Below are 23,919 nucleotides of genomic sequence, written 5' to 3'. Positions count from 1 at the left end.
GCCCATGTCAGTTCCGGCTGAGGACACCGTCCCGCTGGCTGCCTCGTCGCGCCGTGCGCCGGGTGCGCCGTCCGCGCCCCTCGGGGTGATCCCGCGGCAGCAGTCGCTGGGCACCGACGAGCTCGAGCTGGACGCCGCCGGCGCGGTCGCCGTCGCCGCCGAGGTCGCGGAGGCCGAGCTCGAGGACGTCGACCTCGAGGCGGTCGTCACGCTGACCGCGGTCGACGACCCGGAGCTGGACGACCTCGAGGCGCTCGCGGGTGCGGGGGCGGACCCGGTCGCCCTGGACTGGCAGCTGTTCAAGGCGGGCGGCGACCGCCTGGTGCGCGAGCGGCTGATCCTGCACTACGCCCCGCTGGTCACCGCCGTGGCCGGTCGCGTGGGCATGCGGCTGCCGGCGATGGTCGAGCAGGCCGACCTGGTGTCCTACGGCATGTTCGGCCTGATCGACGCGATCGAGAAGTACGAGCCCGGTCGGTCGGTCAAGTTCGAGACGTACGCGAGCGCCCGCATCCGCGGGGCGATCATCGACGAGCTGCGCGCGATGGACTGGATCCCGCGCTCGGTGCGGACCAAGGCCCGCGCGGTGGACCGCGCGTACTCCGAGCTCGAGAGCAGCCTGCACCGGGTCCCCACCGAGTCCGAGGTGGCCGCGCGGCTGCAGATGGACATCCGCGAGCTCCGGGCGCTGTTCACGCAGCTGTCGACGGTGAACGTGGCGGCGCTGGACGAGCTGCTCGGCGCGGGGGAGGACCGCGGCGACCGGCTGTCGCTGCTCGACACCCTCGGCGACGACCGCACGCCGGACCCCGAGAACTCCTTCGAGGCCCAGGAGACGAAGTTCCTGCTGGCCCGGGCGATCGACCAGCTCGGCGAGCGGGAGAAGCTCGTGCTGGTCCTCTACTACTACGAGGGCATGACCCTGGCTGAGATCGGTCGCGTCCTCGGGGTGACGGAGTCGCGCATCTCGCAGATGCACACCGCCGCGATGCTGCGCCTGCGCGCGCGGCTGACGGAGGCCGACCGCGGCTGACCCGCCGCGGGCGAGCAGGACGACCGGCCCGCCCCGGAGCAGCAGCATCGGGTCGAGGTAGACGTCGCCGTCGCGCACGCCCCAGTGCAGGCAGGCCGGCTCGCAGTGGCTGCGGTCGGAGCTGACGGTGCCGACCACCGACCCCGCCGCCACGCGGTCGCCCACCGCGACGGTCGCGGTGACCGGCTCGACGGAGCTGCGCAGCCCGTCGTCGTGCCTGACCGTCAGCACGGGCCGGTCGACCACGACCCCGGCGAACGCCACCACCCCGGCGCGCGGCGCCAGCACGGGCGTGCCGACGGGCGCGTCGAGGTCGACGCCGCGGTGGCCCGCGGCCCACGGCACCGCCGGGCCGTCGAAAGGCTCGACGACCGCGACCGGCTCGACCGGCGCCCGCCACGCGTCGGCGTGGGTCGCGCCGACCCCTCGCGGCGGGCCCGGCCCGAGCACGGCGCGGGCGAGCGGCAGCTGCGCGGCGACGAGCGCAAGCAGCACGACGGCGGCGAGGACGCGGCGGGGGAGAGGGGCGACGGGCACGTCCCGAGCGTCCGGGAACCGGCGACCCGCGCGCGGGGCCACCCGCCGGCGGCTTGGGGACGCGACACGGTCGTGGCCCCTGTGGCGGGTTCGGTGCCCGCTCGGGGCGCGGTACCGCTCCGGTCGAGGCCCGGCGCGGGTGGCGTCCGCCCCCTGCGCGCCACGCCCCCGTCGCGCGACGTCGCGCACGTCACGCGGTCGCGTGCCCGCACCGGTCCGGGCCCTGGTGCCCGTCCGGTAGACTTCTTCCTGCGACCGGTACGTGCCGGTCGACATCGCGCGTCATCACCGACGCACACACCCCCACCGCCCCGGCGGCAGAGGTGCGTGCGGAGGGCCGGCGCCGGCAGCGGTCCGGGACCCCCAGGGGCCCGGTGTCGGCAAGGGCGTGGCGCCAGGGGTGCATCCCGACCGGGAGGCGCCGACAACCGGACGAGCGGGCCAGCCGAGGCGGGCCCGCGATCACTGTGCGCGCCCCCGACGCGGGCGCGCGGAAGGACCACCATGGCCGTCGTGACCATGCGCCAGCTGCTCGAGAGCGGTGTCCACTTCGGGCACCAGACCCGCCGCTGGAACCCCAAGATGAAGCGCTTCATCTTCACCGAGCGCAACGGCATCTACATCGTCGACCTGCAGCAGTCGCTGTCCTACATCGACCGCGCGTACGACTTCGTCAAGGAGACGGTCGCCCACGGCGGCACCATCCTGTTCGTCGGCACGAAGAAGCAGGCCCAGGAGCCGGTGGCCGAGCAGGCCGCCCGCGTCGGGATGCCCTACGTCAACCAGCGCTGGCTGGGCGGCATGCTCACCAACTTCCAGACGGTGAACAAGCGCCTGCAGCGCCTCAAGGAGCTCGAGCTCATCGACTTCGACGACGTCGCGGGGAGCGCGTACACGAAGAAGGAGCTCCTCATCATGCGTCGCGAGAAGGACAAGCTCGCGAAGACGCTGGGCGGCATCCGCGACATGACCCGGACCCCGTCCGCGGTGTGGATCGTCGACACCAACAAGGAGCACCTGGCCGTCGACGAGGCGCGCAAGCTGGGCATCCCGATCGTCGCGATCCTCGACACCAACTGCGACCCGGACGTCGTCGACTACCCGATCCCGGGCAACGACGACGCGATCCGCGCCGTGCAGCTGCTGACCCGCGTGATCGCGGACGCGGCCGCCGAGGGCACGCTGCAGCGCCACTCGGGCCGCCAGGGTGGCGCCGAGGCCGCGTCGGCCGAGTCCGAGCCGCTGGCCGAGTGGGAGCGCGAGCTCCTGGCCGGTGCCGAGGAGTCGCTGGCCGCCACGCAGGCGACCGCCGACGAGGCCGCCGCGGGCGAGGCCGGCGCCGCCGAGGGTGCTGCCACCCCGGGTCAGGACGCCGCTCCGGCCGTCGAGGCCGCTGCCGAGGCCGCCGCCACGGAGACCGCCGCCGAGTCCGAGGGCGACGCCGAGTCCAAGTGACCCGGTCCGCCGATCGCACGTACTGACGAGAAGGACGGAACAGATGGCCAACTACTCCATGGCCGACATCAAGGCGCTCCGCGAGAAGACCGGCGCGGGCATGATGGACGTCAAGAAGGCGCTCGAGGAGGCGGAGGGCGACGCCGACAAGGCGCTCGAGATCATCCGCGTCAAGGGCCTGAAGGGCGTCTCCAAGCGTGAGGGCCGCTCGGCCTCCGACGGCCTGGTCGCGGCCGAGGTCGTCACCGCCGGCGACGGCGAGGACGAGGTCGGCGTGATCGTCGAGGTGAACTCGGAGACGGACTTCGTCGCCAAGAACGCCACGTTCATCACCCTGTCGGAGAAGGTGCTCGCCACCGCGGTCGCCTCCGGCGCCCGCGACGCCGACGCGCTGCTCTCGGCCGACGTCGACGGCAAGTCGCTGCAGGAGGTCGTCGACGAGACGGCCGCCGTGCTCGGCGAGAAGGTCGTCGTGCGCCGCGTGGCCCGCGTCGCCGGCGAGAAGGTCTCGGTCTACCTGCACAAGGTGAACAAGGACCTCCCCCCGCAGGTCGGCGTGCTCATCGCGACCGACGCCAAGGGCGCCGAGGTGGCCCGCGACATCGCGACGCACATCGCCGCGTTCTCGCCGGCCTACCTGACCCGCGACGAGGTCCCGGCCGAGACGGTCGAGAACGAGCGCCGCATCGCCGAGGAGACCGCCCGCAACGAGGGCAAGCCCGAGGCCGCGCTGCCGAAGATCGTCGAGGGCCGCCTGACCGGCTACTTCAAGGACGTCGTCCTCCTGGACCAGCCGTTCGCGAAGGACTCGAAGAAGTCGATCGCCCAGGTGCTCGCCGAGGTCGGCGGCACGGTGACCGGCTTCGTGCGGTTCCGCGTCGGCGCCTGACGACGCCACACCCGGTGGCCCCGGCCCTGATGGGCCGGGGCCACCGGCGCGAGATCCCCGCAGCACCCCGCCGACACCCTGGAGGTACCCCATGACCGAGACCGATCCGCGGCGGGTGCTGCTGAAGCTGTCGGGCGAGGCGTTCGGGGGCGGGGCGATCGGCCTGGACGCCGGCGTGGTGCGCCGCGTGGCCGCCGAGATCGCGGCCGCGGTCGCCGACGGCGTGCAGGTCGCCATCGTGTGCGGCGGCGGCAACTTCTTCCGCGGGGCCGAGCTGGCCCAGAACGGCCTGGACCGGGCCCGCGCGGACTACATGGGCATGCTGGGCACGGTCATGAACTGCCTGGCGCTGCAGGACTTCCTGGAGCAGGCCGGCGTGGACACGCGCGTGCAGACCGCCATCACGATGGGCCAGGTCGCCGAGCCGTACATCCCGCTGCGCGCCATCCGGCACATGGAGAAGGGTCGCGTCGTGATCTTCGGCGCCGGCGCCGGCATGCCGTACTTCTCGACCGACACCGTCTGCGTGCAGCGCGCCCTCGAGACGCACTGCGACGAGGTGCTCATGGGCAAGAACGGCGTCGACGGGGTCTACACCGCGGACCCGCGCACGGACCCCACGGCCACGAAGCTCGACCACCTGACGTACACCGAGGCGATCGTGCAGGAGCTCGGCGTCATGGACTCGACCGCGCTGTCGATGTGCCGCGACAACGGCGTGCGCATGCGGGTGTTCGGGCTGGAGGAGCCGGGCAACGTCACCCGGGTGCTCCGGGGTGAGAAGATCGGGACGCTGGTCACCGAGGACTGACCGCGTCGTCGCCGGCGCCCCGACTGGCAGCACGCCACCAGCACGACCATGACTGAAGGAGCAACCGTGATCGACGAGATCCTCCTCGAGGCCGAGGAGAAGATGGACAAGGCCGTCGAGGTCGCCAAGGAGGACTTCGCCGCGATCCGCACGGGTCGTGCCAACGCGGCGATGTTCAACAAGATCACGGTCGACTACTACGGCAGCCCGACGCCGCTGCAGCAGCTGGCGTCGTTCAACGTCACCGAGGCGCGCACGATCCTCATCTCCCCGTTCGACAAGTCGTCGATGCAGGGGATCGAGAAGGCGCTGCGCGACTCGGACCTGGGCGTGAACCCGACCAACGACGGCAACGTCATCCGCGTGACCCTGCCCGCGCTGACCACCGAGCGTCGCAAGGAGTTCGTCAAGCTCGCCAAGACCAAGGCCGAGGACGCCCGCATCTCGGTGCGCAACGTGCGCCGCCGCGCCAAGGACGAGCTGGACCGCCTGGTCAAGGACGGGGAGGCCGGCGAGGACGAGGTCGTGCGCGCGGAGAAGGAGCTGGAGGCCGTCACGAAGCGGCACGTCGACCTGGTCGACCAGCTCCTCTCCTCCAAGGAGAGCGAGCTGCTCGAGGTCTGATGTCGTCCCACCCCGCCGTCGCCCCGGCGCCCGGCACCTCGCGTGCCGGGCGTGACCTGCCCGTCGCCGTCGCCGTCGGCCTCGGGCTGCTGGTCCTCGTCGCGGCGTCGCTGTTCATCCGCCGCGAGGCCTTCGGGCTCATCGCGGTCGCCGCGGTGGGCGCCGGCCTCTGGGAGCTCGCGCAGGCGTTCGCCCGGCGCGGCGTGCACATCCCCGTGCTGCCGCTCCTCGTCGGCGACGTCGGCATCCTCGTCTCCGCGTACGTCGCGGGGATGGAGGCCCTGTTCGTCGCGTTCGTGCTGACCGTCGGGGGCATCGTCGTCTGGCGGGTGCTCGACGGCAGCGGCCCGCGGGCGGTGCGGGACGCGACGTCGGGCGTGTTCGCGGCGGCGTACCTGCCGCTCATGGCCGGCTTCGTCATGCTGATGCTGGCGGCCGAGGACGGCGCGATGCGGGTGGCGCTGTTCATCCTGCTCTGCGTCGCGAACGACACCGGCGGCTACGTCGTCGGCGTGCTGATCGGCCGGCACCCGCTGGCGCCGTCGGTCAGCCCCAAGAAGACCTGGGAGGGCCTGCTCGGCTCGGTCGTGCTGGCCTCGGTGGTCGGCGTCCTGGGCGTGCACCTCATGTTCGACGGGGACCCCGCCGTGGGCGCGCTGCTGGGCGTGGCCACCGTCGCGGTCGCGACGCTGGGCGACCTGGGGGAGTCGCTCATCAAGCGCGACCTCGAGCTCAAGGACATGGGCACCCTGCTGCCGGGCCACGGCGGCATCCTGGACCGGATCGACTCGATGCTGCTGGCCGCCCCGGTGGTCTACCTGCTGCTCGAGGCGCTCCAGCCCGTCGCCGGCGCCTGACGCCGCACGGCCGGGGCCCGACCGGCTCCCAGCCCGCACCCAGCACCACCCGACACCCTGACCACGACACCCCCGAGGAGGACCGCGTGAGCGCCACGCCCGTCGCACTCAACCTGTCGGCCCCGACCCGCGGGGCCCGCGGCAAGCCGCCGAAGCACTTCGTCGACCTGACGCCCGAGGAGCGCGTCGAGGCCGTGACCGCGCTCGGCGAGAAGCCGCTGCGCGCGAAGCAGCTCGCGACGCACTACTTCAGCCACCTGACGGTCGACCCCGCCGCGATGACCGACCTGCCGGCCGCGAGCCGCGACAAGCTGGTGGAGGCCCTGTTCCCGCAGCTGCTCACCGCCGCGCGGACCATGCAGGCCGACGGCGGCACCACGGTCAAGACCCTGTGGCACCTGTTCGACGGCGCCAAGGTCGAGTCCGTGCTCATGCGGTACGCGCACCGGTCCACGCTCTGCGTGTCCAGCCAGGCGGGCTGCGGCATGGCCTGCCCGTTCTGCGCCACCGGCCAGCTCGGGCTGACCCGCAACCTGTCGACGGCCGAGGTCGTCGAGCAGGTGCGCGCCGCGGCCGCCGCGCTCGAGGCGGGCGAGGTCCCCGGCGGGCCCACCCGGCTGTCGAACGTCGTGTTCATGGGCATGGGCGAGCCGCTCGCGAACTACAAGACCGTCATGGAGACGGTGCGGCGCATGATCGCCCCGGTCCCGGACGGCCTGGGCATGTCGGCCCGCAACATCACGGTCTCGACCGTCGGCCTGGTGCCCGCGATGCGCAAGCTCGCGAAGGAGGGCATCCCGGTGACGCTCGCGCTGTCGCTGCACGCCCCCGACGACGAGCTGCGCAACGAGCTCGTGCCGATCAACACCCGGTGGAGCGTCGCGGAGACCATCGACGCCGCCTACGAGTACTTCCAGGCGACCGGCCGGCGGGTGTCCATCGAGTACGCGCTGATGCGCGACATCAACGACCAGGCGTGGCGCGCCGACCTGCTGGGCACCGAGCTCAACCGGCGGGGCCGCGGCTGGGTGCACTGCAACCCCATCCCGCTGAACCCGACGCCCGGTTCGAAGTGGACGGCGAGCGATCCCGCGGTCGAGCAGGAGTTCGTGGCACGCTTGCGCGCACACGGCATCCCGACCACCGTCCGGGACACCCGTGGGTCCGACATCGACGGTGCGTGCGGCCAGCTGGCGGCTGAGGAGGACTGATGAGCGGCGGCGCCATGTTCCGGCGGGTCACCGGGATGCGGACGGGGTACCACCCCGAGGAGGTCGACGACTTCTTCACCCACGCCCGGACGGTCTACGAGCAGGGCCCCGCCGGCGCGCTGTCCAGCCGTGACGTGCGGACCGTCGCGTTCGACCTCGTCCGGCACGGCTACTCCACCACCGCCGTCGACGCCGCGCTCGACCGGCTCGAGGCCGCGTTCGTCGCGCGGTCCCGCGCCGACTTCATCGCCGACCGCGGGCGCCAGGCCTGGATGGAGACGCTCGCCGAGCAGGCGCGCTCGCTGTACGGCCGGCTGACCCGCCCGGAGGGCGAGCGGTTCGGGCACCCGAAGGGCCGCCAGCCCGGGTACGACGCGGCCGAGGTCGACGCGCTGTGCGACCGCCTCGTCGCGTACTTCGACACCAACGCGCCGCTGACCGCGCAGGAGGTGCGCTCCGCGGTGTTCACCCGCCGCAAGGGCGCCCGCGCGTACGCCGAGGGACCGGTCGACGCGTTCCTGGAGCGCGCCGTGGACGTGCTGCTCGCCGCGGAGTGAGTCCCGCTCGGGCAGGATGGGGCGGATGAACGCGCGCACCGTCGTCCTGCTCGGCTCCACCGGATCGATCGGCACCCAGGCCGCCGACGTCATCACGCGGAACCCGGAGCGGTTCCGGGTCACCGGGATCAGCGCCGGGGGCTCGGACCCCGTCGCGCTGGCGCGGCAGGCGGTGGCGCTCGGCGCGCAGACGGTCGCCGTCGCCGACCCGGACGCCGCGGGGACCGTGTTCGCGGAGGTGGTGCGCGCCTCCGCCGAGGCGGGGCTCCGCCAGGTCGGCGTCGAGGTGCTGACCGGTCCGGACGCGGCGTCCCAGCTCGCCGCCCGCGGCGCCGACGTCGTGCTCAACGGAATCACCGGGTCCGTCGGGCTCGGGCCCACCCTGGCCGCGCTCGGCTCCGGCAGCGTGCTGGCCCTGGCGAACAAGGAGTCGCTGGTGGCCGGCGGGCCGCTCGTGCGGGCAGCGGTCCAGCGCCCCGGGCAGGTGGTCCCGGTCGACTCGGAGCACTCCGCGATCGCGCAGTGCCTGCGCGGCGGGCGGCGGTCCGAGGTCCGGCGGCTGGTGCTCACCGCGTCCGGCGGCCCGTTCCGCGGCCGCACCCGGGCCGAGCTCGCCGACGTGACCCCCGAGCAGGCGCTCGCGCACCCGACGTGGTCGATGGGTCCGGTCGTCACGATCAACTCGGCGACCCTGGTCAACAAGGGGCTCGAGCTCATCGAGGCGCACCTGCTGTTCGACGTGCCGGTGGCCGACATCCAGGTGGTCGTGCACCCGCAGTCGGTCGTGCACTCGATGGTGGAGTTCGCGGACGGGTCGACGATCGCGCAGGCGTCCCCGCCCGACATGCGGCTGCCCATCGCCCTCGGGCTGGCCTGGCCGGACCGGCTGCCGGACGCCGCGGCGCCCGTCGACTGGACGCGGTCCGGCCGGTGGGAGTTCGAGCCGCTGGACGAGGACACGTTCGGTGCCGTGGCGCTCGCCCGGGCCGCGGTCGCCGCGTCGGCCACGCACCCGGCGGTGTACAACGCGGCCAACGAGGAGGCCGTCGCGGCGTTCCTGGCCGGACGGCTCGGGTTCCTCGGCATCGTGCAGACCGTGGAGGAGGTGCTGGCCGCGCACGACGGCGGCCCGGTGCGCGACGTCGCGGACGTGCAGGCGGCGGAGGACTGGGCCCGCGCCCGCGCCCGGGAGCGGGTCGCGGCGGCCTGACCTCCGGCGGTCGCCGGGGCGGGCGCGACGAGTTCGGTGGTGCGCGGCGGGTTCGGTGGTTCTCCCCGAGTTCGGTGCCGGCGCCCACCGAACTCGGCTGGGGGTACCGAACTCGGTGCGGGCGGGCGGGGCGGGTGGCGCTGTCAGGTCGGCGGGGTCGCCGGGTCGCGCGCGCCGGGTCAGCCCTCGCCCGCGAGACCGGTGAGCCGGCTCGGGCGGCCCGTGACGCGCTCCTCCCGGTCGGCCAGGGCTGCCGCGCCGTCCCGGAGCGCCCCCGCGACCCGGTCCGTGAGCCGCCGCGCGGCCGCGCCGTCCAGGCCGCCCGACCTGAGGCCGCCCGTCCCGCGGCCCGCCGGACCGCGCACCACCCACGGCAGCCGCGTCAGCGCCCCGTCGCCCCCGGTCAGCAGCTCCGCCAGCGTCCGCCCCGCGAGGTTCCCCGCGGCGACGCCGTCGTCCCCGCCGCCGTCCGCCCAGGCGAGCCCCGCGTCGGCGTCGAACCCGAGCGCCGGCAGCGGCCCGCCGGCGAGCGCTGCGCCCCACGCGTGGGTGGTCGGCGCCTCGGCGCCGAGGGGCAGCAGCCCCGCCAGCGCCCGCTGCAGCCGCAGCACGGCGGCGAGGTCCTGGCCGGACGGGGCGGCGGGGGTGCGCGCGCTCCGCAGGCTGAGCACGAGCCGGTCGTCGGCGGTCCGCAGGGCCCGGACGGGTCGGTGGCCGGCGTCGGCGAGCACGACCCCGCGCCGCAGGCCCAGCGCCGCCCACACGTCCTCGCCGAGCGGCGCGGTGGCGACGGCGTGCCGGGCGCCCGCCGGGGCCCCGTCGCCGGTGGCCCGGACGACGAGGGGCGCGCGCACCGTGCCCTGGTCCGTGACGACGGCGCCGGGGGAGAGCCGCAGCGCCCGGGTGCCCTCCGCGACGCGGGCGCCGTGCGCGGTCAGCACGTCGACGAGCCCCCGGACGAGCGCCACGGGCTGGAGCCGGCCCACGTCGGGCGCGAGGGCGCCGCCGAGCGCCCCGGGCGCCTGCACGAGGCGGGCCACGTCGTCCGGCCCGAGCAGGTCCACCTCGTCGCCCCAGGCCCGGGCGGCCCGGGCGTCGGCGGTGATCCGCGCCAGCTGCGCGGGCGTGCGCGCGACGGTGAGCAGGCCGCCGACCGCCACGTCGGCGTCGATCTGCTCGGCCGCGGCGACGCCGCCCACCTCGACGACCGCGTCGCGCAGGGCGGCACGCGCGCTGAGGGCCGCCTCGGGCCCGTGCGCGGCGGCGACCCGGGCGGCGGCGGACGCGGGTCCGGCGCCGTACCAGCCGCCGGTCCGCCCGCTGGCCCCGGCCCCGGCGACGTCCCGCTCGACCACGAGGACGTCGAGGGCGGGGTCCGCCTCGAGGAGGTAGTACGCGGTCCACAGCCCGGTGAGCCCCGCGCCCACGACGACGACGTCGGCGGTGGTGTCCCCGTCGAGCGGTTCGCGCGGCGGGCGGGGGTCCACCGCCTCGGCCTGGTCGAACCACAGGGACCGCGCCGACGGGTCGCCCCCGGTGCTCCACCGCAGGACGAGGGCGGAGCCGTCGTGGCCGGGCCCCACCTCGTGCACGTCCTCCACGCCACCTCCCGGGGTCGTCGGGCGTCGGACCGATCGTCACGGTTCGCCCCCGGCGGCGCAAGGCGGTCGCCGGACGGGTGATCCGGCGGGTGACCGGGCCCCTGCACCCCTCCGGCCCGCGACCTGCGGGGTACCGTGCCACGACGAGTCCCTCCCCGGCAGCACCGGGCCGCCCGGAACGAGGAGCGATGTCCGCACCCGCACCGCCGCCGCGGGACCTGCCGGTCGCCCGGCGGTCCGGCGACCCGACGCTGGGTCTCATCCGGCGGGTGCTGCTGGTCTGCCTGCTGTTCGGTGCGGTGTCGGTCGTCGCGGTGGCGGTGCTGCGCTGGGACGACGTGCTGCTGCGGGCGGCGTCGCCGGTGCTGCTGGTCGTCGTGCTGCTGTTCGCCTGGCTGGTGCTGCGGCGCCCCGCGGCCACGGTGCCGGTGTCGCGGGTCGTGCTGCTCGGGCTGGACGCGCTGTGGCTCGTGACGATGGGCAGCAGGCTGGGCTCGGCCGGGGGCGGGGGCTGGGACGCGCTGTTCCCGACGACGTTCATGGGCCTCGCGCTGTTCGTGGTGATCGGCTACCTGGTGTTCCCGACCCGGTTCGCGGCGCTGCACGCGGCCGCGGTGGTCCTCGCGACGCTCGCGGTCGGCTGGGTCGCTCTCGCGCTCGGCCCGTCCGACGGCGACGCGCGCGGGCACGCGGTCGACCTGGCGCGGTACGCGGTGTACCTGGCCGTGCTGGCGGCGATGGTCTGGGTGCTGTCCCGCACGAAGGAGCACGCCGCCCGGGCGTTCCAGGTCGCCGAGCACGCCAGCGCGGAGGCGGCGTCCATGCGGGAGATGGCCTACCGCGACCCGCTGACCGGCGCGGCGAACCGCCGTCGGCTCGAGGACGAGCTGGCGTACCAGGCGCGGGTCGTCGGGTCGGGGCTGGACGTGGCGCTGGTCTACCTGGACCTGGACCGGTTCAAGGCAGTGAACGACGTGCACGGCCACGCCGTCGGCGACCGCGTGCTGGTGGCGGTGGCGCGGGCGCTGGAGCAGCACGTGCGGTCCGGCGACCTGGTCGCCCGGCTGGGCGGCGAGGAGTTCCTCGTCGTCGCGCCCGGGACGGGGGCCGACGACGCGCGGGCGCTGGCCGAGCGGCTGCGTGCGGCGGTCCCGGGCGCGGTGCGGGGGCAGGCGCCGGTGGACGTGACGGCGAGCCTCGGGGTCACCGCCCTGCGGGCGGGCGAGGAGCCGGCCGCCGCGCTCGGCCGCGTCGACGCGCTGATGTACCGGGCCAAGCGCGCGGGCCGGGACCGAGTCGTCGTCGACGGCGACCCGGACCACGACGCGGACCCCGGCACGGCCGACGTCCAGCCCGCCCCCAGGAATCCGGGGCAGGATGGGGGTTCGTCCCACCCCCGCCGAGCCGACCCGCTCGGCGGGTCGCCGCACTGAACGGAGACCCCCGCATGGCCTACGCGATCGGCGTCGTGGTGCTCGTGGTGGGCATCCTCGTGTCCATCGCGCTGCACGAGGTCGGGCACATGGTGCCGGCCAAGAAGTTCGGCGTGCGCGTGAGCCAGTACATGGTCGGCTTCGGCCCGACCCTGTGGTCCCGGACGAAGGGCGAGACGGAGTACGGGGTCAAGGCCATCCCGCTCGGCGGCTACGTCCGCCTGATCGGCATGTACCCGACGCCCGACGCGGTGGGGAACCCGCCGGTGCGCGGGTTCTTCAGCCGGATCGCCGCCGACGCCCGCGAGGCCAGCGCGGAGGAGATCCGCCCGGGGGAGGACCACCGGGCGTTCTACCGGCTCTCGACGCCGAAGAAGCTCGTGGTCATGCTCGGCGGCCCGGTGATGAACCTGATCATCGCCGTGGTGCTGCTGGCGGTCGTGCTGGTCGGCATCGGCGTGCAGGGCGCGAGCACGACGCTGTCCTCGGTGAGCCAGTGCGTGCTCCCGGCGGGGTCGACCGCGACGGAGTGCTCGGCCGACGACCCTGCTGCCCCGGGCGCGGAGGCCGGCCTGCAGCCCGGCGACACCGTGGTGTCGTACGACGGCGTGGCGATCACGTCCTGGGACCAGCTCAGCGGCCTGATCCGCGGCTCGGGCGACCAGGCCGTGCCGGTCGTCGTCGAGCGCGACGGCGAGCGCGTCGAGCTCACGGTGACCCCGGTGGTCGCCGAGCGGCCGGTGACGGACGACGCCGGGCAGGCCGTCCTCGACGACGACGGCGACCCGGTGACGCGCCCGGTCGGGTTCCTCGGCGTGAGCCCCGGGACGGAGCTGCAGCGGCAGCCGGTGTCCGAGGTGGTGGAGCTGAACGGCGACGCCGTGTGGCAGACCATGCGGGCCGTCGTCACGCTGCCGGCGAACCTGGTCGGCATCGCGGAGAGCGCGTTCGGGGACGGGGAGCGGAGCGCCGAGGGCGTGCTCGGCCCGGTCGGCGTGGCGCGGCTGGCCGGCGAGGTCGCCTCGTCGGACGCGACGGGCGTCGGGGTCGCGGAGCGGGTGTCCGGGATGCTCAGCCTGCTCGCGTCGCTGAACATCGCGCTGTTCGTGTTCAACCTCATCCCGCTCGTCCCGCTGGACGGCGGGCACGTCGCGGCGGCGCTCTGGGAGGGCCTCAAGCGCCAGGTCGCCCGGCTGCGGAAGCTGCCCCGGCCGCGGCCCGCGGACGCCGCCCGGCTGCAGCCCGTGGCGCTCGCGGTGTTCGTCGTCCTGGGCGGGATGGGCCTGCTCCTGGCCTACGCGGACATCGTCGCGCCGATCACGTTCGGCTGAGCGGCGACCGGCCGGCCCTGCTCGGGCGCGGTGCGGCCCCGCGGTGCGATGATGGCCCCGTGAGCACCCCCATCAGCCTGGGCATGCCGGAGGCTCCTCCGCCGGTGCTGGCCCCGCGCCGCCCGACCCGGAAGATCCGCGTGGGCAAGGTCGAGGTCGGGGGCGACGCCCCGGTCAGCGTGCAGTCGATGACGACGACCCTGACCTCCGACGTGAACGCGACCCTTCAGCAGATCGCCGAGCTGACCGCGGCGGGCTGCGACATCGTCCGCGTGGCGGTGCCGACCCAGGACGACGCGGACGCGCTGCCGGCGATCGCGCGCAAGTCGCAGATCCCCGTGGTCGCCGACATCCACTTCCAGCCGCGATACGTGTTCGCCGCGATCGACGCCGGCTGCGCGGCGGTGCGGGTCAACCCGGGCAACATCCGGAAGTTCGACGACCAGGTCAAGGAGATCGCCCGCGCCGCGCAGGACGCCGGGGTGTCGCTGCGGATCGGCGTCAACGCCGGCTCGCTCGACCCGCGGCTGCTCGCGAAGTATGGCAAGGCGACGCCGGAGGCCCTGGTCGAGTCGGCCGTGTGGGAGGCGTCGCTGTTCGAGGAGCACGACTTCCACGACTTCAAGATCTCGGTGAAGCACAACGACCCGGTCGTGATGGTGCGCGCCTACGAGCTGCTGTCCGAGCGCGGCGACTGGCCGCTGCACCTCGGCGTGACCGAGGCCGGCCCGGCGTTCCAGGGCACGATCAAGTCGGCGACGGCCTTCGGCGCGCTGCTGAGCAAGGGCATCGGCGACACGATCCGGGTCTCGCTGTCGGCGCCTCCGGTCGAGGAGGTCAAGGTCGGGATCCAGATCCTCCAGTCGCTGAACCTCCGGCCGCGCAAGCTCGAGATCGTGTCCTGCCCGTCGTGCGGGCGCGCGCAGGTGGACGTGTACACGCTGGCCGAGCGCGTCACCGCCGGCCTGGAGGGCCTCGAGGTGCCGCTGCGGGTCGCCGTGATGGGCTGCGTGGTGAACGGCCCGGGCGAGGCGCGCGAGGCGGACCTCGGCGTGGCGTCGGGCAACGGCAAGGGGCAGATCTTCGTGCGCGGCGAGGTCGTGCGCACGGTCCCGGAGTCGGCGATCGTCGAGACGCTCATCGACGAGGCGATGCGGATCGCCGAGGGCATGGAGCCGGCCGGCGACGGTCCCGGCGGCCCCGTGGTGACGGTGGGCTGACGCCGGTGCGGGGGCTCTGGGAGGACCTGGCGGCGGGGCGGCCGCCGGCGGGCGCCGACGGTGCGCGGGTGCTGGCCGACGCGGACCTGCCGCGCGCGCTCGCGCTGTGCGCGCAGGACCCGGTGGCGGCGGTGCTCGCGACCACCCGGCTCGAGCAGGCGGCGGTCGTCGGGCTGCGCCGCTCCGGCGGACAGCTGTGGGGGTACGAGGTCGACGGCGCGCTCGTCGCGCTCGCCTGGGCCGGCGCCAACCTGGTGCCCGTCGTCCCGGACCCCGCGGTACGGGTGGCGGCGCTCGACGCGTTCGCGGCGATGGGCCGGGCCCAGGGGCGGCGGTGCTCGTCGGTGGTCGGGGACGCCGAGGCGGTGCTGCCGCTCTGGGAGCGGCTGGCGCCCGCGTGGGGCGTGGTCCGGGAGGTCCGCGCCGAGCAGCCGTCGATGGTGATCGACGGCGACCCGGTGGTCGCACCCGACCCTGCGGTGCGGCGCTCGGTGCCGGAGGAGTACGACCTGGTCCTGCCGGCCTGCGTGCGGATGTTCACCGAGGAGGTCGGCTACTCGCCGATCGGCGGGACCGGCGGGGCGTACGAGGCCCGGGTGCGCTCGCTCGTGCGCGAGGGCCGGTCGTTCGTCCGGATCGACCCCGGCGAGGACGGGGCGCCGCAGGTGGTCTTCAAGGCCGAGCTGGGCGCCGTCGCCGGCGGGGTGGCCCAGGTGCAGGGCGTCTGGGTCGAGCCCACACGGCGCGGCGAGCGGCTGTCCGAGGCCGGGATGGCGGCGGTGGTGGCCGCGACCCGGCGGGACGTGGCGCCGACGGTGTCGCTGTACGCGAACCACTACAACGAGCGGGCGCTCGCGGCGTACCGCGCGGTGGGCTTCCGCCGTGTGGGCACGTACGCGACGGTGCTGTTCTAGGCGCCCGGCCCGGCGTCAGGCGCCGGTGGTCGTGGTCGCGCCCGCCGTCGGGGTGCCCGCCGCGTCCGTCAGCGGCTGGTCGGCCGCCAGCCGGTCCCAGAGGTCCTGCGCCTGCGACGTCCACACCACGCGGTACCGGTCCTGCGGCGCCTCGGCGACCGGCACGGTCACCGGCTGCAGCGTGGCCGGGTCGACGTCGCGCAGCGTCAGCGCCAGGCCGGCGAGGTCGCGGACGTCCGCCAGGCCCTCGCTGATCGACAGCGACCGCGTGACGGAGGTGAGCACCGGCATGAGCGTCGTCGGGTCGGAGAGCAGCCCCGCGCCCTGCACCTGGGCGGCCAGCGCGTCGACGAGCTGCTGCTGCCGCTCGATGCGCGCCAGGTCCGAGCCCATCTCGAGCCCGTTGCCGGTCCCGGTGCGGGCGCGGAGGAACTGCAGCGCGGTGGTGCCGTCGAAGGTCTGCGGGCCGGCGGGGACGTGCAGCCCGGCCTTGGGGGAGTCCATCGCCTCCGGCAGGTCCATGGGCACGCCGCCGAGCGCGTCGATGACGTCCCGGACGCCGTCCATCTTCACGACGATGCTCTCGTCGGTGCGCAGCCCGCTGTTCTGCTCGAAGGTGCGCCGCGTGCAGGCCGCCGCCGCGGCGAGGTTCTCGGTGTCGCCGCCGCCGATGTGGAACGCGTCGTTGAACATCGCGTCCGACTGCGGGTCGGTGGTGCTGCCGTCCTCGAGCGTGCAGGACGGGATGTCGACCAGGGAGTCGCGCGGGATCGAGACGACGTCCACCCGGCTCCGGTCGGCCGAGAGGTGCACGAGCATCGTGGTGTCCGAGCGCATGCCGTCGACGTCGCCGGCGATCTCGGCGTTCTCGCCGTCCCGGAGGTCGGTACCCATCACCAGGATGTTGAGCGGCCGACCGGCGTAGCCGTCGACGGGGTCCTCCTCCGCGGGGGCCGTCGGCCGGTCGTCGCCCAGGAACTGGTCCACGTCGGCGGCGTCGATGCTGCCCTGCACCTGGGCGTACAGCGCGACGGCACCGGTGGTGCCGCCCAGCGCGAGCACGCCGGCGGTCGCGGCGGCGACGCGGGCGACGCGGCGGCCGACGCCCCCTCGGGCGCGGCGGACGTGCCGGGCGGGGCGCTGCACGGCGCGGCTGTGCCGGACGGGGCGGTCGCCCCTGGGCGTGGTCTCGGGCATGGCTCCCACGTTAGGGAGGGTCGCGCGGGGGCCGCTCGGCGAGCGCGGAGAGCCCTCGGAGGGATCCTGTGCGGGACGTGTGAAGCCCGCCTCAGCGCAGCAGCCGGGACATCCGCCGGTCGGCCAGCGGCTTGCCGCCGGTCTGGCAGGTCGGGCAGTACTGCAGCGACGAGTCGGCGAACGACACCTCGTGCACGGTGTCCCCGCAGGGGACGCCGTCCCAGCCGGGGCAGGGCTCGCCCGTGCGGCCGTGCACCCGCATGCCACGGCGCTTGGCGTCCTTGAGCTCGGCGGCGGGCCGCCCGGCGGCGGTCGCGACGGCCTCCCGCAGCACGCCGACCGTGGCGGCGTGCAGCCGGGCGACGGCGTCGGCGTCGAACGACCGGGTGAGCGCGAACGGGCTGGTGCGGGCGACGAGCAGGATCTCGTCCGAGTAGGCGTTGCCGATGCCGGCGATCGTGCCCTGGTCGCGCAGCAGCCCCTTGACCTGCTGGTTGCGCGCGGCCACGAGCTCCCCGAGCCGCTCGGGCGTGAACCCCTCGGACAGCGGCTCGACGCCGAGCGTGGCGACCTGCGGCACCTCGGCCGGGTCGGCGACCACGTGCACCGCGAGCCGCTTGCGCGTGCCCGCCTCGGTGAGGTCGAAGCCCGACCCGTCGTCCAGCCGGACCCGCAGCGCGAGCGGCGACTTCCCGGGGCGGACCGGCGTCGCGGGCAGCTGCTCGGACCAGCGCAGCCAGCCCGCGCGCGCGAGGTGGAACACCAGGTGCAGGGGCTCGCCGAGGCCGCCGCCCGCGGCCGGCGGCGCGACGCCGAGGTCGAGCCACTTGCCGTGCCGGCCGGCGGACACGACGGTGCCGCCGGCGAGGTCGGTGGGCGCGGGGCGGAACGTCTTGAGGGCGCTGATCGCCCCGACCTCGACCCCCGCGACGGTGCGCCCCACGGCGCGCTCGCGCAGGAAGTCGGCCAGCGACTCGACCTCGGGCAGCTCGGGCATGCCACCCATGGTGGCCCAGGCGTCCGACACCCGGCACGCCCACTAGGCTGCGGCCCATGCTGCTACGCCTGTCCACGCTCTTCGTCCGCACCCTGCGCGAGGACCCGGCCGACGCGGAGGTGGCCAGCCACAAGCTGCTCGTCCGCGCCGGCTACATCCGCCGCGCCGCCCCGGGCATCTACACCTGGCTGCCGCTGGGCCTGCGGGTGCTGGGCAAGGTCGAGCAGGTCGTGCGCGAGGAGATGGCGGCCGCGGGCGCGCAGGAGGTGCACTTCCCGGCACTGCTGCCGCGCGAGCCCTACGAGGCGACCGGCCGGTGGACCGAGTACGGCCCGAACCTGTTCCGGCTGCAGGACCGCCGCGAGAACGACTACCTGCTCGCGCCGACGCACGAGGAGATGTTCACGCTCCTGGTCAAGGACCTGTACTCGTCGTACAAGGACCTGCCGCTGACGCTGTTCCAGATCCAGACCAAGTACCGCGACGAGGCCCGCCCGCGGGCCGGCCTGATCCGCGGGCGCGAGTTCATCATGAAGGACGCCTACTCCTTCGACGTGGACGACGCGGGGCTGGACGCGTCGTACGCCGCGCAGCGCGCCGCGTACCAGCGGGTGTTCGAGCGGCTCGGGCTGGAGTACGTGATCGTGGCGGCGACGTCCGGCGCGATGGGCGGCTCCCGGTCCGAGGAGTTCCTCAACCCGACGGCGATCGGCGAGGACACGTTCGTGCGCTCGCCGGGCGGCTACGCGGCCAACGTCGAGGCCGTCACGACGGTCGCGCCGCCGGCCCTGCCGTACGACGACGCCCCCGCCGCGCACGTCGAGGACACCCCGGACACCCCGACGATCGACTCGCTGGTCGCGGTGTCGAACGAGCGGTTCCCCCGCGCCGACCGCCCCTGGGCGGCCTCGGACACGCTGAAGAACGTCGTGCTCGCCCTGGTGCAGCCGACCGGCGAGCGCGAGCTGCTCGTCGTCGGCCTGCCCGGCGACCGCGAGGTCGACCTCAAGCGCCTCGAGGCCGCCGTGGCCCCGGCCGAGGTCGAGCCGGCCGTCGAGGCCGACTTCGCCGCGCACCCCGAGCTGGTCAAGGGCTACATCGGCCCGCTCGCGCTCGGCCCGAACCGCGAGGGGCTGGCCGCCGACGCCGAGGGCCGCACCGCGGTGCGGTACCTGCTGGACCCGCGCGTCGTCCCCGGCACCCGCTGGATCACCGGCGCGAACGAGCCCGGCAAGCACGTGTTCGACCTCGTGGCCGGCCGCGACTTCACCGCGGACGGCACCGTCGAGGCGGCCGAGGTGCGCGCCGGCGACGAGGCCCCCGACGGCTCCGGCCCGCTGGAGCTCGCGCGCGGCATCGAGATCGGCCACATCTTCCAGCTGGGCCGCAAGTACGCGCAGGCGCTCGGCCTGACCGTGCTCGACCAGAACGGCAAGTCCCAGGTCGTCACGATGGGCTCGTACGGCATCGGCGTGTCCCGGGTGCTCGCGGCGCTGGCCGAGGCGAACCACGACGACCGCGGCCTCGCCTGGCCCGCGGGCGTGGCCCCGGCGCACGTGCAGATCGTCGCGACCGGCAAGGACGCCACGGTGTTCGAGGCCGCGGAGTCCCTGGCGCAGACCCTGGACGCGCGCGGCATCGAGGTGCTGTACGACGACCGGTTCAAGGTCTCGCCCGGCGTGAAGTTCGCCGACGCCGAGCTCCTGGGCGTGCCCTTGACCGTCGTCGTGGGCCGCGGGCTCGCGGACGGGCTGGTCGAGGTGCGGCCGCGCGTGGTCGTCGAGGGCGGGCCGCAGGCCGAGCAGGTCCCGGTCGCCGAGGCCGCGGACCGCGTGGCGGAGCTGGTGGACGCGCTGCTGGCGCGGTGACGAGCCGGCCACGACGGCCCCGCCCCTGCCGACGGCAGGGGCGGGGCCGTCGCCGCGTGAAGCGCGAGGCGTCCCGGGGCGCGCGACGCGGCCTACTCCGGGCGGCGGCCTACGCCTTCCGGCCCCGCCCACGCCGATCTGCGGTGGCGGGGCCGGAAGGCGTAGGCGCCGCGCTTGCGCGACGCCCGCCGGGACAGCGCGACCCCGGGGGTCAGCCCGCGGGCGGGGTCGGCGTCGGGGACGCCGTGGGGTCGTCGGCCGGCAGGCCCGGGAGGGCCGTCGGGGTCGCGCCCCAGGAGAGCGACTCCGCGGCCGAGGTGCGCAGGCCGTCGACCGCCGCGGTGCGGTCGGCCGTCGACGCCCCGGTGTCGAGCACGGCGTCGGCGTGTACCGCGGCCAGGTCGGTGAGCAGCCCGGCGGCGAACGTCCGCACGGCCTCGGCGGACGACAGGTCGCCGCCGAGCTCGTACGCCACGCGGCGGGGGTCCTCGGCGGTGCCGGCGACGCCGACCGCCTCGGCCCACGTGGTCGCCGCGGCCCGGTGCGCGGCGGCGGCGGACCGCGCCTGCGCACGGGCGTCGTCGGACAGCCGGGCGGCGGCGACCTCGAAGCCGTAGCCCGCCTGGTCCTCCGCGAGCACGAGCGCGAGGGCGTCGGCGCGGTCGAGGTCCGCGCCGAGCGCGTCGGCGGGGCCCGTCGCGGTGGGCGAGGGGGCGGGGGTCGCCGACCCGGACGCGGACGCCGACGGCAGCGCCGCCGACCCGTCGCCCGACCCCGACCCGTCCGCGGACCCGCCGGCGGTGAAGCCGCCCTCGGGCTCGGCGTCGACCGCGGGCGCCTCGGTGCCGAGCGCGGCGGCGAGCCGGTCGGTCAGCTGGGCGCGGGACGCGGCGACGGACGCGAGCAGCCGGGCCAGGCCCGGGTCGTCGGTGGCGCGGGCGTCGGCGCGGGCCTCGGACGCGGCGCCGCCGAGCAGCGCCAGGACGTCGGCGGGCGTGGCGGCCGGGTCGGTGGCGGACGGCGTGGGGGAGGGGGTCGCGTCGGGGTCCTCGGCGAGCCCCGACTCGTACACCCCGCCCAGGGCCTCGACCTGGACCTCCGACGTCGACGCGACCAGGCCCAGCACAGCCCCGACGCCCTCGTCGGCGCCCGCGGTGGCGGCCTCGGCGGCCGCGGCGAGCGCGAGGGCGTCGTCCACGGCGTCCCGCCGCACCTGCTCCGTGGCGTCCGGCACCGGCTCGGCGGGCGGGTCGGTCTCGAGGCGCAGGCCGCAGCCCGCCAGCAGCGCCGCGGTGCCGAGCGCGAGCACCCCGGCGAGGGCGCGGGCGCGCCGAGACCGGGCGGGCGCGGGGTGCGGTGCGGGGCGCGACGGGCGGCGCGAGGCGGTGCGGGGCATCGCGGGCGATCCTGCCACGGCCACCCGGTCCCGCACCGGACCCGAGGTCCCCACCCGGGCCGGTGTCGCGCACGTCGCACCCGGTCCGGGCCCCGTCCGGCGGGTGCGGCGCCCGGGAGTCAGTACCCTGGTGGCAGCACGCGGTCCGCCGCGCGCCGCTCCACCGTGCAGGACCGACAACCACACAGCGTCGACGTCCCCGGTGTCGGCGTGCGCGCGACGAGGCCGCACCCCGCCGAGGACCGACACAGGAGGTCAACATGCCCGCGCCCGCCAGCGCGCAGCGCATCCGGGAGACCATCGAGCCGGTGGTGACCGCCGCCGGCCTGTGGCTGGAGGACGTCGAGCTGGGCCGCGAGGGCGGCCAGGCCGTGGTGCGTGTCGTGCTCGACGCGCCCGAGGACGTCGAGGAGCAGGTCGACCTGGACGGCGTCGCCGACGTGTCCCGCGCCGTCTCCGCGGCGCTCGACGACCTGGACGGCCTGCCCGACCGGTACACCCTCGAGGTGTCGAGCCGCGGGGCCACCGCGCCGCTCGTCGCCCGTCGGCACTACGCGCGGGCCATCGGCCGCCTCGTGGTGCTCCGCCTGGAGGACGGCGGGTCGCTGACCGGCCGCCTCGTGGACGTCGAGCGCGGGGCGACCGACGCGGAGGACGCGGTGGTCGTGACGCCCGAGACGCCGGGCGTCAAGGGCCGGCCGGCCAAGATCGGCGAGCCCGTCCGGCTGCCCCTGGCGCGGGTCCGCGAGGGCCGCGTCGAGGTGGAGCTGGTCCGGGACAAGGACGACGCACGGGGCGGCGACTCCGCCCCCGACGGGCCGCAGGGCCGGGAGGACTGATCGTGGACATCGACATGCAGGCGCTGCGGCTCATCGAGCGCGAGCGCGAGATCAGCCTGGACGTGCTCGTCTCGGCCATCGAGCAGGCGCTCCTGTCCGCGTACCACCGGACGCCGGACGCGCACGCCGACGCGCGGGTCGAGCTCGACCGCCGGTCCGGCCACGTCACCGTGTGGGCGCGCGAGCGCACCGTGGTGCCCGCGCCGGACGCCCCGGAGCCGGCGGAGGACGAGGACGGCACGGTGACCGCGGTCCCGCCGACCACCACCTCGCTGGGCCCGGAGTTCGACGACACCCCGGCCGGCTTCGGGCGGATCGCGACCGCGACCGCGCGCCAGGTGATCGTGCAGCGGCTGCGCGACGCCGAGGACGACCAGGTGCTCGGACAGTTCCGCGGCAAGGAGGGCGAGGTCCTCGGCGGCGTCATCCAGCAGGGTCGCGACCCGCGCGTCGTGCTCGTCGACGTGGGCGGCACGGAGGCCGTGCTGCCCGCGCACGAGCAGGTGCCGACGGAGAAGTACGTGCACGGCGAGCGGATCCGCGCGCTGGTGCTCGACGTGTCGCGCGGCTCGAAGGGCCCGCAGATCACGCTGTCCCGCACGCACCCGAACCTGGTCCGCAAGCTGTTCGAGCTCGAGGTCCCGGAGATCGCCGACGGCCACGTGGAGATCACCGCGCTGGCGCGCGAGGCGGGGCACCGCACCAAGATGGCCGTGCGGTCCCGCGTGCAGGGCCTCGGCGCGAAGGGCGCGTGCATCGGCCCGCTCGGTGCCCGCGTGCGCGCCGTGATGGCCGAGCTGCACGGCGAGAAGATCGACATCGTCGACCACTCGGACGACCCGGCGGAGATGGTCGCGCACGCGTTGTCTCCGGCGCGCGTGCTGTCCGTCACGGTCGTGGACCCGGCCGCCCGCGCCGCGCGCGTCGTCGTGCCGGACTACCAGCTGTCGCTCGCGATCGGCAAGGAGGGCCAGAACGCCCGCCTCGCCGCGAAGCTGACGGGCTGGCGCATCGACATCCGGTCCGACGCGCAGGGCGCCGACGGCGGCCACGAGGGGACGCCCGAGACCGCGGGTTCGCCCTCGGCCGACGGTGACGGAAGCGCCGCCGGTCGAGTCGGGTGACGTCGCGCGCTAGACTGAGGTCGGCTGGGCCGGTGGCCCGGCTCTCCTCGCCGAGCAGGCGCCACCCCGACACCCACGCAGCGGACGACGTTGCGGAGGTCGTCGTGGGCCCGGTGCGCACGTGCGTGGGGTGCCGGAACGCCGGTCCGAGGTCGGTCCTGCTGCGCGTGGTCGCGGCGACGACGGACGCGGGAGACCCCGCGGTCGTGGTCGACGTGCGCCGGGCGCTGCCGGGCCGGGGTGCCTGGCTGCACCCCGATCCTCACTGCCTCGAGCTCGCCGAGCGCCGTCGTGCGTTCCCGCGGGCCCTGCGTGTCGCGGGGCCGCTGGACACGTCCGCGGTGCGGGAGCACCTCGGGGTCGTGTGAGGAGGACCGTCGCCGCCCGGGCAACCCGCCGGGGTGGCATGTGCACCGTCGAACAGGGAAAGCGGGTCGAAGAGCCGATGGCTGCCCGATGAGCACGCACCGATGAGTACCCAGCGATGAGTACCCAGCACTAACGACGGTCCGACCCTGTCCGGGCGGACCGAGACAGGGAGAGATGTGGCCAAGGTCCGCGTCTACGAGCTCGCCAAGGAGCTCGGAGTCGACAGCAAGTCCCTCATGACCAAGCTGAACGAGCTCGGTGAGTTCGTGCGCTCGGCGTCCTCGACGATCGAGCCCCCGGTGGTCCGCAAGCTGCGGGACACCTACCCCGCCGGTGGCGGCGCGAAGCCCGCCGCGAGCCGGCCCGCCAACGCCCCGGCCGCCGCGCCGGCTCCGTCGGCGACCCCCGCCGCCCCCGCGCCGTCGGCCCCGGCCGCCGCCGCGCCG

At 75.6% G+C, this 23,919-nt stretch carries 22 protein-coding genes and 1 pseudogene; 18 read left to right on the top strand and 5 right to left on the bottom strand.

From position 1 onward, the window contains the following. The first annotated feature begins 4 nt into the window (after positions 1-4). The gene (whiG, locus tag KVT14_RS12930; protein ID WP_217616037.1) at positions 5-1,033 is read left to right on the top strand and encodes an RNA polymerase sigma factor WhiG; all 1,029 of its coding nucleotides are present in this window, start codon (positions 5-7) and stop codon (positions 1,031-1,033) included. Positions 1,034-1,093: 60 nt separating this feature from the next. Here the strand turns inward: whiG and KVT14_RS12925 are convergent. Continuing rightward, positions 1,094-1,846: pseudogene (locus tag KVT14_RS12925) on the bottom strand (M23 family metallopeptidase); the annotation flags it as partial. A gap of 228 nt (positions 1,847-2,074) precedes the next feature. On the opposite strand from KVT14_RS12925, the gene rpsB reads away from it, so the two are divergent. From rpsB to dxr, 8 genes are all read left to right on the top strand, one after another. Next, positions 2,075-3,025, top strand: a complete 951-nt coding sequence (gene rpsB, locus KVT14_RS12920; protein WP_217616036.1) for a 30S ribosomal protein S2 — start codon at positions 2,075-2,077, stop codon at positions 3,023-3,025. A 43-nt stretch (positions 3,026-3,068) separates the two neighbouring features. Continuing rightward, on the top strand, positions 3,069-3,914 hold the full coding sequence (tsf, locus tag KVT14_RS12915; RefSeq protein ID WP_217616035.1) for a translation elongation factor Ts: 846 nt from the start codon (positions 3,069-3,071) through the stop codon (positions 3,912-3,914). Positions 3,915-4,005: 91 nt separating this feature from the next. Further along, on the top strand, positions 4,006-4,725 hold the full coding sequence (gene pyrH, locus KVT14_RS12910) for a UMP kinase (protein WP_217616034.1): 720 nt from the start codon (positions 4,006-4,008) through the stop codon (positions 4,723-4,725). Between the two features lie 66 nt (positions 4,726-4,791). Continuing rightward, the gene (gene frr, locus KVT14_RS12905; RefSeq protein ID WP_217616033.1) at positions 4,792-5,349 is read left to right on the top strand and encodes a ribosome recycling factor; all 558 of its coding nucleotides are present in this window, start codon (positions 4,792-4,794) and stop codon (positions 5,347-5,349) included. Continuing rightward, positions 5,349-6,206 carry a phosphatidate cytidylyltransferase gene (locus tag KVT14_RS12900; RefSeq protein WP_217616032.1) on the top strand — a complete coding sequence of 286 codons (858 nt, stop codon included), beginning with the start codon at positions 5,349-5,351 and terminating at the stop codon, positions 6,204-6,206. Before frr ends, KVT14_RS12900 begins: the two co-directional genes overlap by 1 nt. An 86-nt stretch (positions 6,207-6,292) precedes the next feature. Further along, on the top strand, positions 6,293-7,417 hold the full coding sequence (gene rlmN / locus KVT14_RS12895) for a 23S rRNA (adenine(2503)-C(2))-methyltransferase RlmN (RefSeq protein WP_217616031.1): 1,125 nt from the start codon (positions 6,293-6,295) through the stop codon (positions 7,415-7,417). Then, on the top strand, positions 7,417-7,974 hold the full coding sequence (locus KVT14_RS12890; RefSeq protein WP_147793861.1) for a DivIVA domain-containing protein: 558 nt from the start codon (positions 7,417-7,419) through the stop codon (positions 7,972-7,974). Before rlmN ends, KVT14_RS12890 begins: the two co-directional genes overlap by 1 nt. A gap of 25 nt (positions 7,975-7,999) precedes the next feature. Then, positions 8,000-9,184, top strand: a complete 1,185-nt coding sequence (dxr, locus tag KVT14_RS12885) for a 1-deoxy-D-xylulose-5-phosphate reductoisomerase (protein WP_217616030.1) — start codon at positions 8,000-8,002, stop codon at positions 9,182-9,184. 179 nt (positions 9,185-9,363) lie between these two features. On the opposite strand, the gene KVT14_RS12880 is transcribed toward dxr, so the two are convergent. Further along, positions 9,364-10,785 carry an FAD-binding oxidoreductase gene (locus KVT14_RS12880; RefSeq protein WP_217616029.1) on the bottom strand — a complete coding sequence of 474 codons (1,422 nt, stop codon included), beginning with the start codon at positions 10,783-10,785 and terminating at the stop codon, positions 9,364-9,366. A gap of 188 nt (positions 10,786-10,973) precedes the next feature. Here KVT14_RS12880 and KVT14_RS12875 point away from each other — a divergent pair, with 188 nt between their 5' ends. The 4 genes from KVT14_RS12875 (at position 10,974) to KVT14_RS12860 (ending at position 15,683) form a co-directional block, all read left to right on the top strand. Further along, positions 10,974-12,218, top strand: a complete 1,245-nt coding sequence (locus KVT14_RS12875) for a diguanylate cyclase (protein WP_217616028.1) — start codon at positions 10,974-10,976, stop codon at positions 12,216-12,218. A 14-nt stretch (positions 12,219-12,232) separates the two neighbouring features. After that, positions 12,233-13,549: an RIP metalloprotease gene (locus KVT14_RS12870; RefSeq protein ID WP_217616027.1), complete on the top strand. Its 1,317-nt coding sequence runs from the start codon at positions 12,233-12,235 to the stop codon at positions 13,547-13,549. Between the two features lie 83 nt (positions 13,550-13,632). Further along, complete coding sequence (gene ispG, locus KVT14_RS12865; protein ID WP_217616054.1) at positions 13,633-14,769, top strand: flavodoxin-dependent (E)-4-hydroxy-3-methylbut-2-enyl-diphosphate synthase; 1,137 nt, start codon at positions 13,633-13,635, stop codon at positions 14,767-14,769. 5 nt (positions 14,770-14,774) lie between these two features. Further along, the gene (locus tag KVT14_RS12860) at positions 14,775-15,683 is read left to right on the top strand and encodes a DUF4081 domain-containing protein (protein WP_308161059.1); all 909 of its coding nucleotides are present in this window, start codon (positions 14,775-14,777) and stop codon (positions 15,681-15,683) included. 15 nt (positions 15,684-15,698) lie between these two features. Here the strand turns inward: KVT14_RS12860 and KVT14_RS12855 are convergent, their stop codons facing one another. Continuing rightward, on the bottom strand, positions 15,699-16,880 hold the full coding sequence (locus KVT14_RS12855; protein WP_217616026.1) for an LCP family protein: 1,182 nt from the start codon (positions 16,878-16,880) through the stop codon (positions 15,699-15,701). 91 nt (positions 16,881-16,971) lie between these two features. Further along, on the bottom strand, positions 16,972-17,877 hold the full coding sequence (locus KVT14_RS12850) for an Fpg/Nei family DNA glycosylase (protein WP_217616025.1): 906 nt from the start codon (positions 17,875-17,877) through the stop codon (positions 16,972-16,974). 56 nt (positions 17,878-17,933) lie between these two features. Here KVT14_RS12850 and KVT14_RS12845 point away from each other — a divergent pair, with 56 nt between their 5' ends. Beyond that, entirely contained in the window at positions 17,934-19,745 is a 1,812-nt protein-coding gene (locus KVT14_RS12845; RefSeq protein ID WP_217616024.1) for a proline--tRNA ligase, read from the top strand. Positions 19,746-19,956: 211 nt separating this feature from the next. Here the strand turns inward: KVT14_RS12845 and KVT14_RS12840 are convergent, their stop codons facing one another. Further along, positions 19,957-21,141, bottom strand: a complete 1,185-nt coding sequence (locus KVT14_RS12840) for a DUF4439 domain-containing protein (RefSeq protein ID WP_217616023.1) — start codon at positions 21,139-21,141, stop codon at positions 19,957-19,959. A 260-nt stretch (positions 21,142-21,401) separates the two neighbouring features. Here KVT14_RS12840 and rimP point away from each other — a divergent pair, with 260 nt between their 5' ends. The 4 genes from rimP to KVT14_RS12820 all read left to right on the top strand — a co-directional run. Beyond that, complete coding sequence (rimP, locus tag KVT14_RS12835; protein WP_217616022.1) at positions 21,402-21,980, top strand: ribosome maturation factor RimP; 579 nt, start codon at positions 21,402-21,404, stop codon at positions 21,978-21,980. A 2-nt stretch (positions 21,981-21,982) separates the two neighbouring features. Beyond that, complete coding sequence (nusA, locus tag KVT14_RS12830; RefSeq protein WP_217616021.1) at positions 21,983-23,104, top strand: transcription termination factor NusA; 1,122 nt, start codon at positions 21,983-21,985, stop codon at positions 23,102-23,104. A gap of 32 nt (positions 23,105-23,136) precedes the next feature. Further along, positions 23,137-23,472, top strand: coding sequence for a YlxR family protein (locus KVT14_RS12825; protein ID WP_308161058.1), 336 nt, complete (start codon positions 23,137-23,139; stop codon positions 23,470-23,472). Between the two features lie 177 nt (positions 23,473-23,649). Beyond that, positions 23,650-23,919, top strand: a 270-nt coding sequence (locus tag KVT14_RS12820) for a translation initiation factor IF-2 N-terminal domain-containing protein (protein ID WP_217616019.1), incomplete at its 3' end; no start/stop codon positions are given.

Origin of the sequence: Cellulomonas sp. GbtcB1, from assembly GCF_019091725.1 — a bacterium.
Taxonomy (GTDB): domain Bacteria; phylum Actinomycetota; class Actinomycetes; order Actinomycetales; family Cellulomonadaceae; genus Cellulomonas.
Note: the sequence above shows the minus strand (reverse complement) of the source record. Positions and strands in the feature narration are given on the sequence as shown.

Coding starts and splice junctions, on each gene's coding strand:
- whiG (WP_217616037.1), top strand. CDS start 5: ATGTCAGTTCCGGCTGAGGACACCGTCCCGCTGGCTGCCTCGTCGCGC.
- rpsB (WP_217616036.1), top strand. CDS start 2,075: ATGGCCGTCGTGACCATGCGCCAGCTGCTCGAGAGCGGTGTCCACTTC.
- tsf (WP_217616035.1), top strand. CDS start 3,069: ATGGCCAACTACTCCATGGCCGACATCAAGGCGCTCCGCGAGAAGACC.
- pyrH (WP_217616034.1), top strand. CDS start 4,006: ATGACCGAGACCGATCCGCGGCGGGTGCTGCTGAAGCTGTCGGGCGAG.
- KVT14_RS12900 (WP_217616032.1), top strand. CDS start 5,349: ATGTCGTCCCACCCCGCCGTCGCCCCGGCGCCCGGCACCTCGCGTGCC.
- KVT14_RS12890 (WP_147793861.1), top strand. CDS start 7,417: ATGAGCGGCGGCGCCATGTTCCGGCGGGTCACCGGGATGCGGACGGGG.
- dxr (WP_217616030.1), top strand. CDS start 8,000: ATGAACGCGCGCACCGTCGTCCTGCTCGGCTCCACCGGATCGATCGGC.
- KVT14_RS12875 (WP_217616028.1), top strand. CDS start 10,974: ATGTCCGCACCCGCACCGCCGCCGCGGGACCTGCCGGTCGCCCGGCGG.
- KVT14_RS12870 (WP_217616027.1), top strand. CDS start 12,233: ATGGCCTACGCGATCGGCGTCGTGGTGCTCGTGGTGGGCATCCTCGTG.
- ispG (WP_217616054.1), top strand. CDS start 13,633: ATGCCGGAGGCTCCTCCGCCGGTGCTGGCCCCGCGCCGCCCGACCCGG.
- KVT14_RS12855 (WP_217616026.1), bottom strand. CDS start 16,880: ATGCCCGAGACCACGCCCAGGGGCGACCGCCCCGTCCGGCACAGCCGC.
- KVT14_RS12850 (WP_217616025.1), bottom strand. CDS start 17,877: ATGCCCGAGCTGCCCGAGGTCGAGTCGCTGGCCGACTTCCTGCGCGAG.
- KVT14_RS12845 (WP_217616024.1), top strand. CDS start 17,934: ATGCTGCTACGCCTGTCCACGCTCTTCGTCCGCACCCTGCGCGAGGAC.
- KVT14_RS12840 (WP_217616023.1), bottom strand. CDS start 21,141: ATGCCCCGCACCGCCTCGCGCCGCCCGTCGCGCCCCGCACCGCACCCC.
- rimP (WP_217616022.1), top strand. CDS start 21,402: ATGCCCGCGCCCGCCAGCGCGCAGCGCATCCGGGAGACCATCGAGCCG.